At 66.1% G+C, this 14,782-nt stretch carries 15 protein-coding genes, 1 tRNA gene and 1 pseudogene; 8 read left to right on the top strand and 9 right to left on the bottom strand.

Annotated elements, in window-relative coordinates; genetic code table 11:
• Positions 1-47 precede the first annotated feature (47 nt).
• Together mscL and MP11Mi_RS02980 are read right to left on the bottom strand one after the other, a co-directional pair.
• Entirely contained in the window at positions 48-869 is an 822-nt protein-coding gene (gene mscL / locus MP11Mi_RS02985; RefSeq protein WP_420040835.1) for a large conductance mechanosensitive channel protein MscL, read from the bottom strand.
• Between the two features lie 92 nt (positions 870-961).
• Entirely contained in the window at positions 962-1,603 is a 642-nt protein-coding gene (locus MP11Mi_RS02980) for an SAF domain-containing protein (protein WP_420040834.1), read from the bottom strand.
• 115 nt (positions 1,604-1,718) lie between these two features.
• On the opposite strand from MP11Mi_RS02980, the gene nhaA reads away from it, so the two are divergent.
• Both nhaA and MP11Mi_RS02970 read left to right on the top strand, forming a co-directional pair.
• Positions 1,719-2,972, top strand: coding sequence for a Na+/H+ antiporter NhaA (gene nhaA / locus MP11Mi_RS02975; protein WP_420712830.1), 1,254 nt, complete (start codon positions 1,719-1,721; stop codon positions 2,970-2,972).
• Between the two features lie 99 nt (positions 2,973-3,071).
• The gene (locus MP11Mi_RS02970) at positions 3,072-3,356 is read left to right on the top strand and encodes an FmdB family zinc ribbon protein (RefSeq protein ID WP_420040833.1); all 285 of its coding nucleotides are present in this window, start codon (positions 3,072-3,074) and stop codon (positions 3,354-3,356) included.
• Positions 3,357-3,362: 6 nt separating this feature from the next.
• Here MP11Mi_RS02970 and MP11Mi_RS02965 read toward each other — a convergent pair whose 3' ends face one another.
• On the bottom strand, positions 3,363-3,965 hold the full coding sequence (locus MP11Mi_RS02965; protein ID WP_420040832.1) for a 5-formyltetrahydrofolate cyclo-ligase: 603 nt from the start codon (positions 3,963-3,965) through the stop codon (positions 3,363-3,365).
• 70 nt (positions 3,966-4,035) lie between these two features.
• On the opposite strand from MP11Mi_RS02965, the gene MP11Mi_RS02960 reads away from it, so the two are divergent.
• From MP11Mi_RS02960 to MP11Mi_RS02935, 6 genes are all read left to right on the top strand, one after another.
• The gene (locus MP11Mi_RS02960; protein WP_420040831.1) at positions 4,036-4,977 is read left to right on the top strand and encodes a UTP--glucose-1-phosphate uridylyltransferase; all 942 of its coding nucleotides are present in this window, start codon (positions 4,036-4,038) and stop codon (positions 4,975-4,977) included.
• An 82-nt stretch (positions 4,978-5,059) separates the two neighbouring features.
• Positions 5,060-6,364: a molybdotransferase-like divisome protein Glp gene (gene glp / locus MP11Mi_RS02955; protein WP_420040830.1), complete on the top strand. Its 1,305-nt coding sequence runs from the start codon at positions 5,060-5,062 to the stop codon at positions 6,362-6,364.
• 3 nt (positions 6,365-6,367) lie between these two features.
• The gene (locus MP11Mi_RS02950; RefSeq protein ID WP_420040829.1) at positions 6,368-7,024 is read left to right on the top strand and encodes a GNAT family N-acetyltransferase; all 657 of its coding nucleotides are present in this window, start codon (positions 6,368-6,370) and stop codon (positions 7,022-7,024) included.
• A 123-nt stretch (positions 7,025-7,147) separates the two neighbouring features.
• Positions 7,148-8,374 carry a divisome protein SepX/GlpR gene (gene sepX / locus MP11Mi_RS02945; RefSeq protein WP_420040828.1) on the top strand — a complete coding sequence of 409 codons (1,227 nt, stop codon included), beginning with the start codon at positions 7,148-7,150 and terminating at the stop codon, positions 8,372-8,374.
• A gap of 17 nt (positions 8,375-8,391) precedes the next feature.
• On the top strand, positions 8,392-8,574 hold the full coding sequence (locus MP11Mi_RS02940; RefSeq protein WP_420040827.1) for an aminotransferase class IV: 183 nt from the start codon (positions 8,392-8,394) through the stop codon (positions 8,572-8,574).
• Positions 8,575-8,592: 18 nt separating this feature from the next.
• The gene (locus MP11Mi_RS02935) at positions 8,593-9,306 is read left to right on the top strand and encodes a hypothetical protein (RefSeq protein WP_420040826.1); all 714 of its coding nucleotides are present in this window, start codon (positions 8,593-8,595) and stop codon (positions 9,304-9,306) included.
• Between the two features lie 67 nt (positions 9,307-9,373).
• Here MP11Mi_RS02935 and MP11Mi_RS02930 read toward each other — a convergent pair whose 3' ends face one another.
• The 6 genes and pseudogenes from MP11Mi_RS02930 to MP11Mi_RS02905 form a co-directional block, all read right to left on the bottom strand.
• Entirely contained in the window at positions 9,374-9,631 is a 258-nt protein-coding gene (locus tag MP11Mi_RS02930; protein ID WP_420040825.1) for a DUF3263 domain-containing protein, read from the bottom strand.
• Positions 9,632-9,718: 87 nt separating this feature from the next.
• Positions 9,719-9,794 (bottom strand) — tRNA-Ala (locus MP11Mi_RS02925).
• 498 nt (positions 9,795-10,292) lie between these two features.
• A pseudogene (locus MP11Mi_RS02920) lies at positions 10,293-11,090 on the bottom strand (HNH endonuclease family protein); the annotation flags it as partial.
• Between the two features lie 52 nt (positions 11,091-11,142).
• Positions 11,143-12,810: an alpha/beta hydrolase gene (locus MP11Mi_RS02915; RefSeq protein WP_420040824.1), complete on the bottom strand. Its 1,668-nt coding sequence runs from the start codon at positions 12,808-12,810 to the stop codon at positions 11,143-11,145.
• Positions 12,807-13,100 (bottom strand): hypothetical protein, encoded by a 294-nt coding sequence (locus MP11Mi_RS02910; RefSeq protein ID WP_420040823.1) that lies wholly within the window; start codon positions 13,098-13,100, stop codon positions 12,807-12,809. Before MP11Mi_RS02910 ends, MP11Mi_RS02915 begins: the two co-directional genes overlap by 4 nt.
• A 209-nt stretch (positions 13,101-13,309) precedes the next feature.
• Positions 13,310-14,779, bottom strand: a complete 1,470-nt coding sequence (locus MP11Mi_RS02905; RefSeq protein WP_420040822.1) for a 4Fe-4S binding protein — start codon at positions 14,777-14,779, stop codon at positions 13,310-13,312.
• Positions 14,780-14,782: the final 3 nt, after the last annotated feature.

Here is a 14,782-nt window from a genome sequence, read left to right as displayed (position 1 = left end):
GTTCCGGCACGTGAACGGGGCCTTCTCTCCTCGCTATGAGGCAGTGGTCAGCGCGAGTGGCGCGGGCCGTCCTGCCCGAAGCCCGGGTCTTGCGGGTACTGGCCACCCGCGGGCGGCCACTGCCCCGGTGCCGGCGGCGGGTACTGGCCCGGTGCGTACTGGCCCGGCGGAAGGTTGCCGGGGGGCGGGTACTCGCCCGGCGCGGGGTTCGGCGTCGGGAATCCGCCGCTCGGCGGACCGGCCGGGTACTGGGGGTTCGACGTCTGGGGGTTCGCGGGCGGGGCCTGCTGTTGCTGCTGAACCTGCGGCGGGACGCTGATCTGCTGCGTCGCACCGGCCGACGGAGTGTTCTCCTGCGGAGCGTGCGGGCGCTGGGCCTCGTACCGTGCGGCTTCCGCGGCGCGCGCGGCGTCTGCGTCGGCGCGAGCCTTCTCGTTTGCGGCGGCGGCCTCGGCGGCCTTGCGCTCCTCGGCATGCGGGTCGAGGAGATCGCGAATCTCGACGAGCAGCGAGATCTCAGAATCGTCCTCCGCTTCCTCTTCGAGAGTTCGGAGTTCGGTCAGCTTGTTGTACGGCACGATGATCAGGAAGTAGACCACCGCGGCGACGATCACGAAATTGATCAGAGCGGTGACGACTGCGCCGAAATCGAGGAAGGTGGCTGCGGTGCCGTCGGGGTTCTTCTTGTCCGAGATCTCGAAACCGAGGCCTGCGAAATCCGTGTTGACCGGGATGGCCGCGATGAGCGGGGCGATAATCTTGTCGGTGAATGCGGTGACGACAGCAGTGAACGCCGCGCCGATGATGACCGCTGTGGCCAATTCGACGACGTTCCCCCGCATGAGGAAGTCTTTGAATCCTTTGAGCACGCGGCTCTCCTTCGTTTTCGGTGCCGTAGACGAACCTGAGTCTAATGGACTGATCCGCGGATTTCTCGCCAACAATCGGCGAGTTCGCGAGTTCAATGGAGAACGAATGTAATCCGATCACGTAAGCCAGCGGACGCTACTAGGTGAGCGTCGTCTTCGCCCATCGCGACTAGTACAGTTCCCGGATCGGTCGACGCATGCCGGTCACTGTCCGGAATGACGGCGACGACGGCTCCGCGCGCGAGCACCCGGGCGTCTTCGGACAGGAGATCGACGACATCGCCCGCGCGGACGAATGTCGCCAGCGTGTCGTCTGCTGGACGTACCGGCACGAGTCGCGCATCGGGCCGTCCGATGAGCGCTGACGGTAGACGTGAATCGAGAAGCCGGTGGCGGGCAATGATTTCCCCGGTGTGAACGAGCCCGGTCACGTGCCGCCCGACGAGATCTTCAGCGGCGATGGGATCGGTCGGCACCAAGTGTTCAGGAACGGCGATAGACCGAACGTCGTCGAGTGTGAGTGCCTCTGACGGGCGTAATTCTCTAGTCGCGACGAGAGTGGTCGAGGACGGCGAGCCGTGTTGTTGAGCCACCGTCACTGCCGCCGCGCAGACGATTAACGCGACTGCGACGGCCCGTCGTATGAACACCGAACGAATCCATCCCGGTGCACAGATTCGGCGAAGCCGGTCGATGATCGTCGGATTCAAGTCACGTCCCCTGTCACGGTTCATGTCCGGAATGTACTGCGTTGAATATGTCGGTTAATACCGCGTATCCACAAATGGGGATAACTATTGAGATCGACGATCATTCTCCACAGTTTTGACGTCTGGAAGACTGGTCGCCATGGATCGTCCGGACCGACAGGTACAGCCGTTGATGCGGCGCGCCCGCTTGTGGATCGGCGCGGATACGACCGGTGGTGTGCTGTTGATGATTGCTGCCGTCATAGCACTCGTGTGGGCCAACTCCCCGTGGCGCGAGAACTATCACGACTTGCTGTCGTTCGAGGTCGGACCGGAGTCGTTGCAACTGCACCTGTCGCTTGCGCACTGGGCGGCCGACGGCCTCCTTGCCGTCTTCTTCTTTGTCGTCGGCGTCGAATTGAAGCAGGAGTTCGTTGCCGGAGACCTCCGGAATCCCCGGAGTGCGGGCGTGCCGATTGCGGCGGCGGTCGGCGGGATGCTCGCACCCGCGATCGTCTACGTCGCGATCGTCGGCAGCCTCGAACCCGAGGCACTACGCGGGTGGGCCACCCCGACCGCCACCGACATCGCGTTCGCGCTCGGCGTCCTCGCGCTGTTCGGGCGGGGGCTGCCGGTGGCTCTCCGGGTGTTCCTGATGACATTGGCGGTCGTCGACGATCTGCTCGGCATCCTCGTGATCGCGACCGTCTACACCGACAGCATCGATGCCGTGATGCTTGCCGCGGGCGTCGCTTGCATCGTCGTGTTCGGCGTCTGCGTACGGGCGAGTCGGACGCGCTGGTGGATTCTGCTGCCGCTAGCGGTCGGCGCATGGGGCTTCGTTCACGCGTCCGGTGTGCATGCGACCGTCGCCGGTGTAGTGCTCGGCTTCACGGTGCCCGCTCTCGCGAGGGCACGTGAGCCGGAGCCTCGGACAGAGCGGTTCGCCGCCGTTGTCACGCCGTACTCGACGGCGGTGTGTCTGCCGCTGTTCGCGTTCGCGTCCGCTGGTGTCACGGTGATCGGCTCCGGCCACATCGTCCAGCCGGTCAGCGTCGGAATCTTCGCCGGCCTCGTGGTCGGCAAGGTTATTGGCGTCATGGGGACGGTGTGGGTCGTGACCCGTTTGACGCCGTTGCGTCTGCCCGACGCCATCGGGCTGCGCGACCTGCTGCCGGTCGGGCTCCTCACCGGCATAGGTTTCACCGTGGCGCTGCTGATCGCGGAACTGTCCTTCGCGCCCGGGTCCGGTCTGTCACCGGACCACGAGCCTGCTGCCAAGGTCGGCATTCTCGTCGGGTCCCTGGCCGCGGCAGTACTCGGGGCGATCATGCTCAGGTCGGACGCGCGGCGGGCCCGCTCGGCCGACGAGAACCGCGACGGTGTTCCTGACCAGGACACTCGCGTCATCTGACGGTATGCGCGACCCGCGCGGGGCGCCGCTATTGGCACTCGGAATGACTGAGTGCCAATAGCTGTCTACAATGGAGAATCTGACGACCGGAGGTTTCCCGTGCCCACCTACAGCTATTCGTGCACCGTGTGCGACAACAAGTTCGACATCGTGCAGTCGTTCTCGGACGACTCACTGACCGTGTGCCCCGAATGCGGCGGCAAACTCCGGAAGCTTTTCAACTCGGTCGGTGTCGTGTTCAAGGGCAGTGGTTTCTACCGCACCGACTCGCGCTCGAACGGTTCAGTTCCCGCCGCGTCGTCGGCGTCGTCCGACTCCTCGAGCAGCAGCACCTCGTCGAGTCCCGCATCGGATTCGGGTTCGTCCAGCGCGGCCAGCGCCTGAGGCCAGTCAGCCGCCGACAGCGGTGAAACCGCTGCCGGGCGTCAACACCCAACTGACCGGCACGTCGTACTCACCTTGCTCGATACCGTCGTCGACGAACTCCGCGTCGTTCACCACGGCTACGACGGGGGCGTCGACCGCCGCGAGCGTCCGGTCGTAATAGCCTGCACCGCGCCCCAGACGTGCGCCGGTGCGGTCGGCCCCGAGTGCGGGCACCAGTACGAGTCGCGCCCGGTGAATCGCATCGGGACCCAAGGTCGGTCCCGTCGGTTCAAGGAGGCCCCAGCGGCGCGCCTCCAATTCGAGTTCGCCGCGATACTCGCCCCACTGCAGGCGCGTCGGATCGCCCGCCGGGACCAGCGGCAAGAGCACAGTGAACCCACGGTCGACGAGCACGTCGAGTATCGCTGTGCTGCCGGGCTCGGACCCTGATGCGGCGTACGCGGCCACGACCTCGCCGTCGGCGACGTCGACGGGCAGGCGGTACATCCATTCGGCGAGTTCGGCGTTGACCTGTGCCAGCACGAACGGAGACATACAGGCGCGCGCTTCGAGGACGGCGCGGCGCAGATCGCTCTTCGACCGTGAGGGTGTCGTATCGGAGGCCATAGCGGTCCTTTCAGGCGGTACAAACCCAGTGCCGACGATCCTGCCAGACCTCGACCGTAGACTGATCGCCATGTCTGACCACGCGACCAGTTCGAGCAGCGGCGCCGTGCCGCATATCCCGCGCACCGCGGTGGTGCCTGCCGCGGGTCTCGGAACGAGATTCTTGCCCGCGACGAAGACTGTCCCCAAAGAGCTCCTACCCGTCGTCGACACTCCCGGAATCGAGTTAGTGGCCGAAGAAGCCAAGTCGGCGGGTGCCGAGCGGCTGCTCATCGTCACCTCGCCCGGCAAGGACGGCGTCGTCGCGCACTTCGTCGAGGACCTCGTCCTTGAGCACACGCTCGCCTCGCGCGGCAAGGAAGCGATGCTCGCGAAGGTACGCAATGCGCCGTCGCTGCTCGAAGTCGCCTCGGTGGTCCAAGACAAGCCCCTCGGCCTGGGCCACGCGATCGGCTGCGTCGAGTCGGAGCTGGCCGACGACGAGGACGCGATCGCCGTTCTTCTCCCCGACGACCTCGTGCTTCCCGGTGGGGTCCTCGGCGCAATGGCCGCCACCCGTGAACGGCACGGCGGCAGCGTCCTGTGTGCTATTGAAGTCCCCGGCGAGACGATCAGCGCCTACGGCGTGTTCGACGTGGCCGAAGCCGACCCGGCGTCGCCGGACGTCAAACGTGTGCGCGGGATGGTCGAGAAGCCGCCCGCACATCTCGCACCGTCGAACCTGGCGGCCGCGGGCCGTTACATCCTCGACCGCAAGATCTTCGACGCGCTGCGTCAAATCGAGCCGGGGGCGGGCGGCGAACTGCAGATAACCGACGCGATCGCACTCCTCATCGAGCAGGGCGAACCGGTGCACGTCGTGATCCACTCCGGTACCCGCCACGACCTCGGGAACCCCGGCGGCTACCTGAAAGCCGCCGTCGACTTCGCGCTCGACCGCGACGACTACGGCCCGGAGCTGCGTCGCTGGCTCGTCGAACGGCTGGGACACGACGGACCAACCCTGAGCTAGCCGCGAGGTTCCGCGCGCCTGTCCGACAGGAGCGAGACAGACCTCTATCCTGAAAGACCTGAGTCCACGAGTAGGAGAGACGATGCGATCGGTCGAGGATCACCTGAGCCTCGTGACTGCGTCAGTGGTGGCACCCCGACCGATCCAGGTCGCGATTTCCGAAGCGCAGGGTTTGATGTGCGCCGAGGAAGTCGTCACTACCGACCCCCTGCCCGGATTCGACCAGGCCGCGATCGACGGATACGCGGTGCGTGCGGTCGACGTCGCATTCGCCGGCGGGCAAGCGCCCGAAGACACCTCGGTGCTCGCCGACGAACCGGTGGACGTGTCCGTCCTGGACGACACGGACCGACTCGTCGTGCACCTGCCCGTCGTTGGCGAGGTGACACCGGGATCTCGGACGCCGACGCGCCTGCAGCCCGGCCAGGCCGTCCGCGTGGAGACTGGTGCGCCACTCCCGACGCTCTCGGACGCCGTCGTTCCGCTCCGCTGGACCGATGGCGGCGACGATCGGGTGATGATCGGGCACGACGTGGAGAGCGGCGACTATGTGCGGCGCGTCGGCGACGACGTTCAACCCGGCGACGTCGCTGTCCGCGCGGGCACCGTCATCGGTTCCGCGCAGGTCGGGCTATTGGCTGCCGTCGGCCGCGCGCGAGTGCTCGTGCACCCGCGGCCGCGGGTCGCGGTGATCGCCGTCGGTAACGAACTCGTCGACATCGATCGCGATCCCGGGCCCGGCCAGGTGTTCGACGTCAACACGTACGCGTTGGCCGCTGCCGCACGTGACGCCGGAGCCGAAGTGCACCGTGTCGGGATCGCTGAACGCGACCCCGACCGGCTCCGCGAAGTGGTCGAAGCCCAGTTGATCCGATCCGAGATCGTCGTAATCTGTGGCGCCGTCGGCGGTGCCGCGTCCCGCATGGTCTCCGAATCCGTCGTCGATCTCGGCGACCTCGAAGTGGGCCGCGTCGGCATGCATCCCGGTTCGGTACAAGGCTTCGGTCGGCTGGGTCGCGACGAAATCCCGACGTTTCTGCTGCCCGCGAACCCGGTCAGCGCGCTCGTCACGTTCGAAGTGATGGTCCGTCCGCTCATCCGGATCGCGCTCGGTAAACGGCAGCCGATGCGCCGTACGGTGACCGCCCGATCGATCGGACCGATCGCCTCCGTGGAAGGACGGCGTGGCTACCTGCGTGGACAGCTGATGCGCGACGAGCGGTCCGGCGACTATCTTGTGCAAGTGATCGGGGAGTCGGAGAGCGGGGCCTCGCACCTGCTCGCCGAACTCGCCGAGGCGAATTGCCTCATCGTGGTACCCGAGGACGTCGAAGACATCCACACCGGCGACCGCGTCGAAGTAGCGTTCCTCTCAGAACGCGGCTGATCGGTGTTCGGCTGGCTCGTCGACTCGTCGACTTCCCCTGGTTGGCCTGCGACGGTGGGCCCGGTCCGGATCCCCGCGGGCCTCGTCACGCTCCGGCCGGTGAAGCTCCGTGACGCAGCTACCTGGAGTCGGCTCCGGATACGCAATCAGAACGAACTCTTGCCGTGGGAGCCGACCGGTTCAGGGCAATGGGAGCGTAGGCATCAGCAGTCGATGTGGGGTCCGCTGTTTGCTGTGCTCAAGCGGGAGGCCAAGCACGGAGTGATGTTGCCGTTCGTCATCGAACTCGACGGCGAGTATGTCGGACAGTTGACTGTCGGCAACATTCAGCGTGGTGCGGTGTGCAGCGCGTGGATCGGATATTGGGTGGATCGGGACCGCACCGGTCAAGGTGTCGCCGCGGCATCGGTGGCGCTCGGCGTCGACCACTGCTTCGGTCCCGTCGGACTGCACCGGCTGGAAGCTACCGTCCAGCCCGAGAACCTCGCATCTCAGGCCGTCCTCCGCCGTGTCGGGTTCCGCGAAGAGGGCCTGCTCAAACGCTATATGGATGTGAACGCGCGGTGGCGCGACCACCTGCTGTTCGGGCTCACCGTGGAAGAGGTCGAAGGAACTAAGGTGGACGCGCTGATCCGTGCCGGGCGCGCGTCGGCACCCTGATCGCGCAGGCGAACCTGTGAGTTCGACATACGTGCGGCGCGCCTGACCGATCGAAAGGCCATGCCTCCCTAGGGTGTTTGATTGGAGACTCGTCACTCGACTCGGAGAAGGGAGGCACCCGACATGCCAAATTCAGTGCTCTGGGTGTTCCTGATCGTGGTCTGGCTGTTCGTCCTGGTGCCGATGGTGCTGCGCGGGCGACCGGCCGCGCGCACATCGACCAAGGCCGCCGCACAGACTCGCGTCGTCCACCGAGGCGGTAGTCGCAGTGCGGCGTCCCGCCGTGCGGCGGCGCAGGCGAGGTCCGAACGCGCGGCGAACACTGCAAAACGTTTGGCCGATCGCCGCGCTACCGAAGCCGAAGCCGCCGAAGCCGTGGCTGACGACGTCAACACCGATGAATCCATCGACGACGGGAGCGTCGTCGACGTCGAGACCGTGGAGCCGGAGCTCGCAGAGTCTGACGTAGAGGTCACGGAGTCGGAGATCGTCGAGATCGACGCCGAGATCGTCGAGGACGACGAAACGCGCTCGGCACCTGCCACCCTGCGCGCCGACGCCGAGAGTCCCGCCGAAGTGACCGATGTGCTCGACATCGTCGATGTCGAAGTGGTCGACCTCGACGAGGCGCAGGCGGCGCACGTCGATCCGCTCGTCTCGGATGAGGAAGCGGACGAACTCGACGGGGAGTTCGATGACGGGGAATTCGACGACGAGTACGGCGAGTACGACGAACTGGACGAGGACGATGGTGAGGAGGACTCCGACGAGACCTTCGAGGTCCTCGAAGCGGAGTCCGAAGCGATCGGTGACGAGACCGACGTCGAGGAGGAGTCGTCGGTGCCTGAGCCGATACCGCGCGAGCTCCGCGGCCGTGGCGGTCTTGCTCCCGGCCACGTGCAGGAGCGCGAGGAGGCGACCTATCGGGAGCGTCGTCGCATCCTCGCGGCACTCTCGCTGTTGACCGTCGCAGCTGTCGTGTCGGCGTTCTTCGTGCAGCCGCTCGGATACGTGGCGGTCGGCGTGATGGTGGTCGTGTTCGCCGCCTATCTGACCTTCCTGCGGCGCGCGGTCCGTGTGGAACAGGAGCGACACGCGCAGCGGGCAGCCCGGCAGCGTCGTCGCCAGGCCGAGGATGCGCGGATTCGACGTGAGCAGGCCGAGCCGCTGTACGTCTCCCCGCCAGCGCGTCTGCGTCGTCCGGGCGGCGCGATCGTCTTGGAAATCGACGACGAGGATCCGGCGTTCGATCATCTCCCGACCTATGACTTCGGCGAGGCGCACCGATACGATTCGGACTTCGACGGAGCCACTGGATTCGGCGACTCTGCACACCGCGCGGCCGTCTGATCTGGAATCGTGGAGTCATGAGCGGATCAGACGAGTGGTACTACCGGATCTCGACCGGCGAAGTGACTCGCGGTAAGGTCGCGAACGTCTTCGATCGGATGGGGCCATACCCAGACGAGGCGACCGCGCGGAGGGCGTTGGAGATCGCTTCGGCACGTAATGCTGCGGCCGACGAGCGGGACGAGTCCGAAGACGACTGACCCCGTACGCTGGCCTCTATGACTTTGAGCGACGCGCAACTGGTCGACACCGTAGATCGGACCGTGGGTGCCGTCGACGGCGTCCTGCGACTGTTGGCCGACACTGACCCGTTGCATCTCAAACGGCGGGGCGAGCAGGACTGCCGGGTAACCGGTGCTGGGGCGTGGGCTCTCGACGCCGCGCACTGGCCGGGCACAGATTCATGGGACTCCCTCGATGTCGACGACCGTGCGGCCTGGTGGGTCAACCGGATCGGTGCGCTGACGACTGCGGCAGTCGCCTTTCCTGGAATGTTCGGTGTGTGGTCGAGGATGCTGCCGTTAGGCGACTGGCTCGGGTACGCGGGTCAGGCGCTCGTCATCCGCGCCGTGGCCCGCGAACACGGTGCCACTTCACGTGCGGTGGGCGTAGTCATGCTCGCCGAGATCCTTTTCGACCGTGACGTGTCCGAGATCGTAGCGGGCGTCGACGAAGAAGTGAGCCGCTCCGGAGACGACGAGGGTGGCGTCGTCGAACAGACGTGGGGGATCGGGAAGAGAATCTACGAACTGTCCAAGTCGTTGGACTCCCGCCCGTCGATGCCGCGGATAATCCAGCGAGGAACATGGATTCCGTTCCTCGGCGGACCGCTCACCTACATCGGTGAACGTATCGCGCTGCGCCGCGCGGTCGGGCAGGCGACGACATGGATCGACGCGCACCCCGGTGTCGTGACCCGAGCGTCCAGTTAGGCGGCGCCCACTGTTGCGTCATCGTCCGCTTGCGGGGCCGACCAAGACGGTTTTCCTGGACCTCAAATCAGCGCAGCTTGTTCCGGCGCAGCCGTTTGACGACGATGGGCGAGTAGGCGAGCGCTTCGGGATCGTCGACGAGCCGGTTGAGTTCCCGAAAGTAGTCGACTACGGACAGTCCGAGCTCGGTGCGGACGGCTTCGGCGTGGGCGTCTGCGGTGCGGTAGTGCCGCTTCGACAGGTCGATGATCGCCCGGTCGTCGTCCGACAGGTGAGCGCCGGGAGCGTCCGCTTCACCGGGAGGTCTCGTCTCGGAGGCATCCATGTCCGATCATCGGCTCCTCCCGCTGCGCGCAGGCCTTGAAATGAAATAAGGCCAGGTCAGAGGAAATTCCGCTGACCTGGCCGTAAATGGTGGAGCTAGGGAGAATCGAACTCCCGACCTACTCGATGCGAACGAGTCGCGCTACCAACTGCGCCATAGCCCCTGGTGTCACCGGAGTGAACCGTAGTCCACTATAACAGCGACGTAGAGTGGCGGTGGTGCCCGGGTCGCGTCCGCTGCGACCCGGGCGCCACTATGGCACAGATTATGCGCCGAGGCCGAAGGTCAGTGCGATCGACAGGAAATCGCCACCGAAGACGGTGAAGTCATTGAAGAACTGGGTGAGGGCCGGGAAGTCCACGGTGGGCCTTTCGTTGGAGTGGGTCGCATCGGTTGATGCAAGAAGATCGTTACATAAGGTTCGCCTAACTTCTGCCTGGCCCGGCGTACATCACAAACTTCGTAAACGAGTGTCGCTTATCACGATCGGTGGGGTCGACGGCCGGTGACCTCGTGCTATTCGCGGCGTCGAATGTGTCGTGCGATAGCCCGGCGTTCGCTGGAAATTTGGTGTTCATCTGCAGTCATCTGCTTGCAACCGTATTGGTGGCAGCGAAACCTCAACCAGTCGTTGAGAATTCGGTTGGCGTGGGGATTTTCAGCAGGAGTGGAGGATTCGGCGCATGGCTTCTGCCTCGGCCTTGGTCACCCAGAGCCGGTAGCGAGCCTTCACCTCGATCTGCCGGGAGACGTATGTGCAGCGGTACGCCTTGTTCGGCGGCAGCCACGTCGCGGCGTCGCCGTCGCGCTTACGCATGTTCGTCGGGCCGTCGACGGCCAGCAGATTGAGTGGATCGTTCGCGAACGACTGACGTTCGGCTGTGGTCAACTGCTGAGCGCCCTTCTGCCACGCATCCGACAGCGCGACGACGTGGTCGATCTGGACGGCAGTGGACGTCTTCTTGCCGCGTTGGAACGCGATGGTATTGCCGGTGTACGGATCGTCGAGCATTCCGGTCAAGATGACGCAGTCGTGCGTCCGAGGTTTGGCCGTGAGATCGATGAGGTCACGCCGCAGAATGTCGTTGCGGGTGTCGCAGCCGTTATGGCCGCCGTCGACGGAGACGTCGTCGGTCCACGCCTGCCCGAACAGCGCGCGATCGTAACCGGTCTTCGGGGCGCGCCCCTTCACCGCGATGGTGTCGAGCGTGGTGAGTGCTTCGGCGGGCCGTTCGGACGTCTCGGACGAGGCTGGCGTCGTCGACGGGGTGTCAGTCGAAGACGAACGCGATGCGGGCGTCTGCTCGACGTCGCGCTGACCGTCAGACACGGCTGATGACCACGCGACATCGGTCCGATCCGTGTCGGGCAGCGTTGTGCAGCCGGTGAGGACCAATCCGCTTACCATGATCGCCGTCAGAGCGGCGACAGCCGGCCCGCGGTCGGAAAAGTGCGACATGGCACCCATTGTGCCGACCGCCTCCGACAGATCCGCGCATCTGCGCGTCGAGTCAGTCGAACAGACCGAGCAGTCCCCGCGCAGGACCGGTCACCGTGTCAAGAAGCAGATGGCCGCTGAGTCGGCCGATGGCCGACGCGCTGTTCACGACGTCCTCGGTGAGGTCGTCGATCTGGTGCATGTCGGGGCCCCGATCGACGTATCGCGCCGGCTCGTTGCCGACGACGACGTCGGCGATGACGCCGAACGCGTCCGAGCCGGTGTCGTCCAGATACGCCGAATGCGAACTCGGCCCCTCCAACAGGCGGCGGTGGCCGTGCTCGTCGGGGGAGAGGTAGCCGCTGTCGAGCCGGACCACGCCGTCGGCGTCGTCTGGATCGCCGCCGTGGAGCAGTCCGCCGCCGTCCTGCGCGTAATGGATCAGGTCGCCGGGCGGGGTGATGGAGTAGCGGGCGACATCCGGGTCGGGATTGTTCCATCCGACGCCGGGCAGGGCTCCCGTACCGGCCGCCGACGCGTATACGACGCGATCGGCCCGCATTCCGAGCTGTTCGGCGGTGCCGACGATGGTGCCGCCGTACGAGTGCCCGATGACCGTCGTCTCCACGCCTGGCGCCGCAGTCGCGAGCTCCGCGTCGAGGGCCTCGGTGAACGACTTGAGGCGCGGCGCGTTCTCCGCGGCCAGACGAGGGTCGATGGCCATCGACTTCATCGGGTTGTAGCGCAGATCGGCGACGATAGTCTGCGGGAACGTACCGTCTGCCCAGACGATCACCGGCGCGCCGGTCCTGTCGTTGAGTGCGACCGCCCGTCGGCGCAGGTCGTCGACATCGTCGCCCGCAGTCCCCGTGCCCGGGACGAAGACCGCGGCACCGCGAGCGTCGGGCGTGATCTCGCCGACGAGTTCGATGAACTGTCCGGTGTCCGGGTCGTACGCGAGGAATGTGCGGCCGTCTTTGAGCATCGAACGCAGCCGCGCGGCCTCGTCGTCGTTGTCGGACTCCTGTTCGACGGTGTCGAGCCGATCGAGCATCGTGATCCTGTTCGCGGTGATCCTGTCGTCGAACGGAATCCCGTCGAGGTTGCCGACCACCTCCGGCACGGACCGAACGAGCTTGTCCTGTTCGGTGCGCGACAGCGACTCCCAATACATTCGACGACGATCCGGGGTGAGGTCGCGCAGCGCCTGCGCGGCCTTCCCCGGGTCTCCTGCTGAGCCGTCAGGTAATCCGACCGTGTCTCCTGAACCGTCGAGACGTAGCGCGGCCTGATAGACCTCGCTCGCGAACACCCGGTCGAAGTGGTCCGCGGAAGCCAACAGGTTCTGCACGGCTTCGGTCAGGTACAGGGAATCGGCGCGGCGCTCGGGATCGGTATGGGTGACGGAGCCGTCCGCTGCGACGGCGAACCCTGCACTGCGTGCAGAGTCCACCCGTGCGCGGAGCGTCGACTGCGCGTTCTCCAGAATCGCAGTGCTGCCGCGCACGAAGTCGGTCGCGGTCGACGTCGCCTGGGCCGATCGGCGCATCGATACCGCGACCACTCCGACGCGCTGGGTCGCCGCATCGTGTGTCGCACCGTGCCACGCCTCGTCGGAGTCGGCGGCGGCGACTGCCGCCCTACTCGCGTCCCAGAGGCGCTCGGTGAGCGTCGCCAGTTTCGCGGCTGCTGCGGGCAATCCGGTGAGATCCCAGGCGAGGACGTCGTCGACGCTGGTCATCGGACATTGTCGCGAGTGGCGTCGCCAATGGCATCGGCGGACGCCGCATCCGACTCCTGGGTGAGCGCGTTGAACCTGGCGAGCGCGTCGGCCAGTGCCACGAGCCGGAGCCCGTCGGCTGCCGACACGGTCTTTGCCTTGACGCTCGCGATCGCCGTAGCTCTGACGGTGTGCGAGGTGGAGCTCGCAGGCGGGTCGGCGAGCTGGGTCTCGACGATCCCGCCCCCGAACTCGCGCCAGTCCGCGGCTATCTGCGCGATCCGAGCAGGTGTGATCCCGAAGCCAGCCACGATGTCCCCGTCCGCCGCAGTGCGCCCGATGCGAATACCGGGCCTCTACTCCTTAGACGTACGAGGACCCCGCGTGGTTCTGTGGAATTCCACAGCGACGCGTCGCCGCAGGCTCAGCCACGTTCCCGCCTGCTGGACGCAGTGGTGGGGCGACGTCGATGAGGCTGCGGCTGTTGTAGGACAGTAACGAGCCTGGGCTGCGGTAAACGTCAGCCGACTCTGGAGAGGACCCCCGACTCGGCATCGGTGAGAAGGTTCGCGACCGTCTCCCCGGAATCGGTCTTGTTGGTGCCGATGAAACCCGACGGCCCGCGCTTGATCCAGCCGGTCACGTACATGCCGGGTACCGGGGTGCCGTCGTCTGCGACTCGTCCGGCGATGTTCGCGATGGTGCCAGTCTTCTCGTCGAAGGGGAGTCCGGAGACGGGCACGCCGCGGTAGCCGATCGCCGTCAACACCAGCCCGGTGTCCAGAGTCTCCTCGACGTCCGTGCCAGTACGGAGGAAGCGAACCCCGGTGGCCTTCTCCTGGCCGACGACGGCCACCGGCGTCTTGCCGAAGGTCAGTCGGATGAAGGGTTCGGTAGGCTTCGGTCGCTGCGAGATCTCCTGCAGGAGAGATAGCTTCGCGGCCAGAGTCGGATCGTCGACATCGGTCGATACGCCTTCGAGGTCTGCGGGGTCGACCCACACGCGAGCGTGGCCGTCCGCGACACCGATCAGTTCAGGCAACGTGAACGCGGCGTGTTCCGGTCCGCGTCGACCCGCGACGACCACTTCGCGAACCGAAGACGACCGCAGGGCGGCGAGCGCGTCACGTGAGATGTCGGTCTTCGCGAGCTCGTCGACGTTACCGGTCAGGATGCGTGCGACGTCGAGGGCGACATTGCCGTTGCCGATCACCACGACCCGCTCCACAGACAGATCCGGGCCGGCGTCGACGAAGTCGGGGTGGGCGTTGTACCAGCCGACCAACGACGTCGCGCTCTGGACGCCGGAGAGTTCGATGCCGGGAATCGACAGCGTCCTGTCGGTCGGTGCACCGCCGGCCCACAGCACCGCGTGGTGGCGAGTGCGCAGCTCGTCGAGCGATATGTCGCGGCCTATCTCGGTGTTGAGCAAGATGGTGATGTTCGGATGGCGAGCCACCTCATCGAACAGATTCATCACGGTGCGGGTTGACGTGTGGTCGGGTGCGACGCCGAAGCGAGATAGACCGAACGGCAAGTCGAGCCGTTCGTACACGGTGACGCGCACGCGCGGCTGCTTGAGGAGCTCGTCGGCCGCATACATTGCGGACGGCCCCGATCCGACGATCGCGACTTCGAGGACGTCGGGGCCGCCGCGAACCGCCCGCGGCTTGGCGACAGGCGCCAGCGGAAGGCGCTTATCGCGTGGCACCGGGAACCGGACAAAGTCCTCCTGCGTGTGACCGTAGTGCTCGGCGTTGACATCGACGAACCGTTCGGCAGCCTCCGGGAGGCGGTGTCCGGGGACGATGGCGCCGACCGGACACGCCGAGACGCACGCGCCGCAGTCGACACACGTCGACGGGTCGATGTAGAGCATTTCCGCGATGCCGAAATCAGGCTCGTCGGGGGTGGGATGTATGCAGTTGACAGGACACGCGTAGACGCACGAAGCGTCGCCGCAACACGCCTGTGTGACGACGTGGGGCACCGG

It is taken from the genome of Gordonia abscondita (assembly GCF_032711245.1).
Classification (GTDB): Bacteria; Actinomycetota; Actinomycetes; order Mycobacteriales; family Mycobacteriaceae; genus Gordonia.
The sequence above is the reverse complement of the archived record's forward strand: the minus strand, read 5'-3'. Positions and strand labels throughout refer to the sequence as shown.

What these genes read in the sequence shown, in the direction of transcription:
- sepX (WP_420040828.1), top strand. Translation starts at nt 7,148, where the DNA reads ATGCCAAATTCAGTGCTCTGGGTGTTCCTGATCGTGGTCTGGCTGTTC.
- MP11Mi_RS02940 (WP_420040827.1), top strand. Translation starts at nt 8,392, where the DNA reads ATGAGCGGATCAGACGAGTGGTACTACCGGATCTCGACCGGCGAAGTG.
- MP11Mi_RS02935 (WP_420040826.1), top strand. Translation starts at nt 8,593, where the DNA reads ATGACTTTGAGCGACGCGCAACTGGTCGACACCGTAGATCGGACCGTG.
- MP11Mi_RS02915 (WP_420040824.1), bottom strand. Translation starts at nt 12,810, where the DNA reads ATGACCAGCGTCGACGACGTCCTCGCCTGGGATCTCACCGGATTGCCC.
- MP11Mi_RS02965 (WP_420040832.1), bottom strand. Translation starts at nt 3,965, where the DNA reads ATGGCCTCCGATACGACACCCTCACGGTCGAAGAGCGATCTGCGCCGC.
- MP11Mi_RS02980 (WP_420040834.1), bottom strand. Translation starts at nt 1,603, where the DNA reads ATGAACCGTGACAGGGGACGTGACTTGAATCCGACGATCATCGACCGG.
- glp (WP_420040830.1), top strand. Translation starts at nt 5,060, where the DNA reads ATGCGATCGGTCGAGGATCACCTGAGCCTCGTGACTGCGTCAGTGGTG.
- MP11Mi_RS02930 (WP_420040825.1), bottom strand. Translation starts at nt 9,631, where the DNA reads ATGGATGCCTCCGAGACGAGACCTCCCGGTGAAGCGGACGCTCCCGGC.
- nhaA (WP_420712830.1), top strand. Translation starts at nt 1,719, where the DNA reads ATGGATCGTCCGGACCGACAGGTACAGCCGTTGATGCGGCGCGCCCGC.
- MP11Mi_RS02960 (WP_420040831.1), top strand. Translation starts at nt 4,036, where the DNA reads ATGTCTGACCACGCGACCAGTTCGAGCAGCGGCGCCGTGCCGCATATC.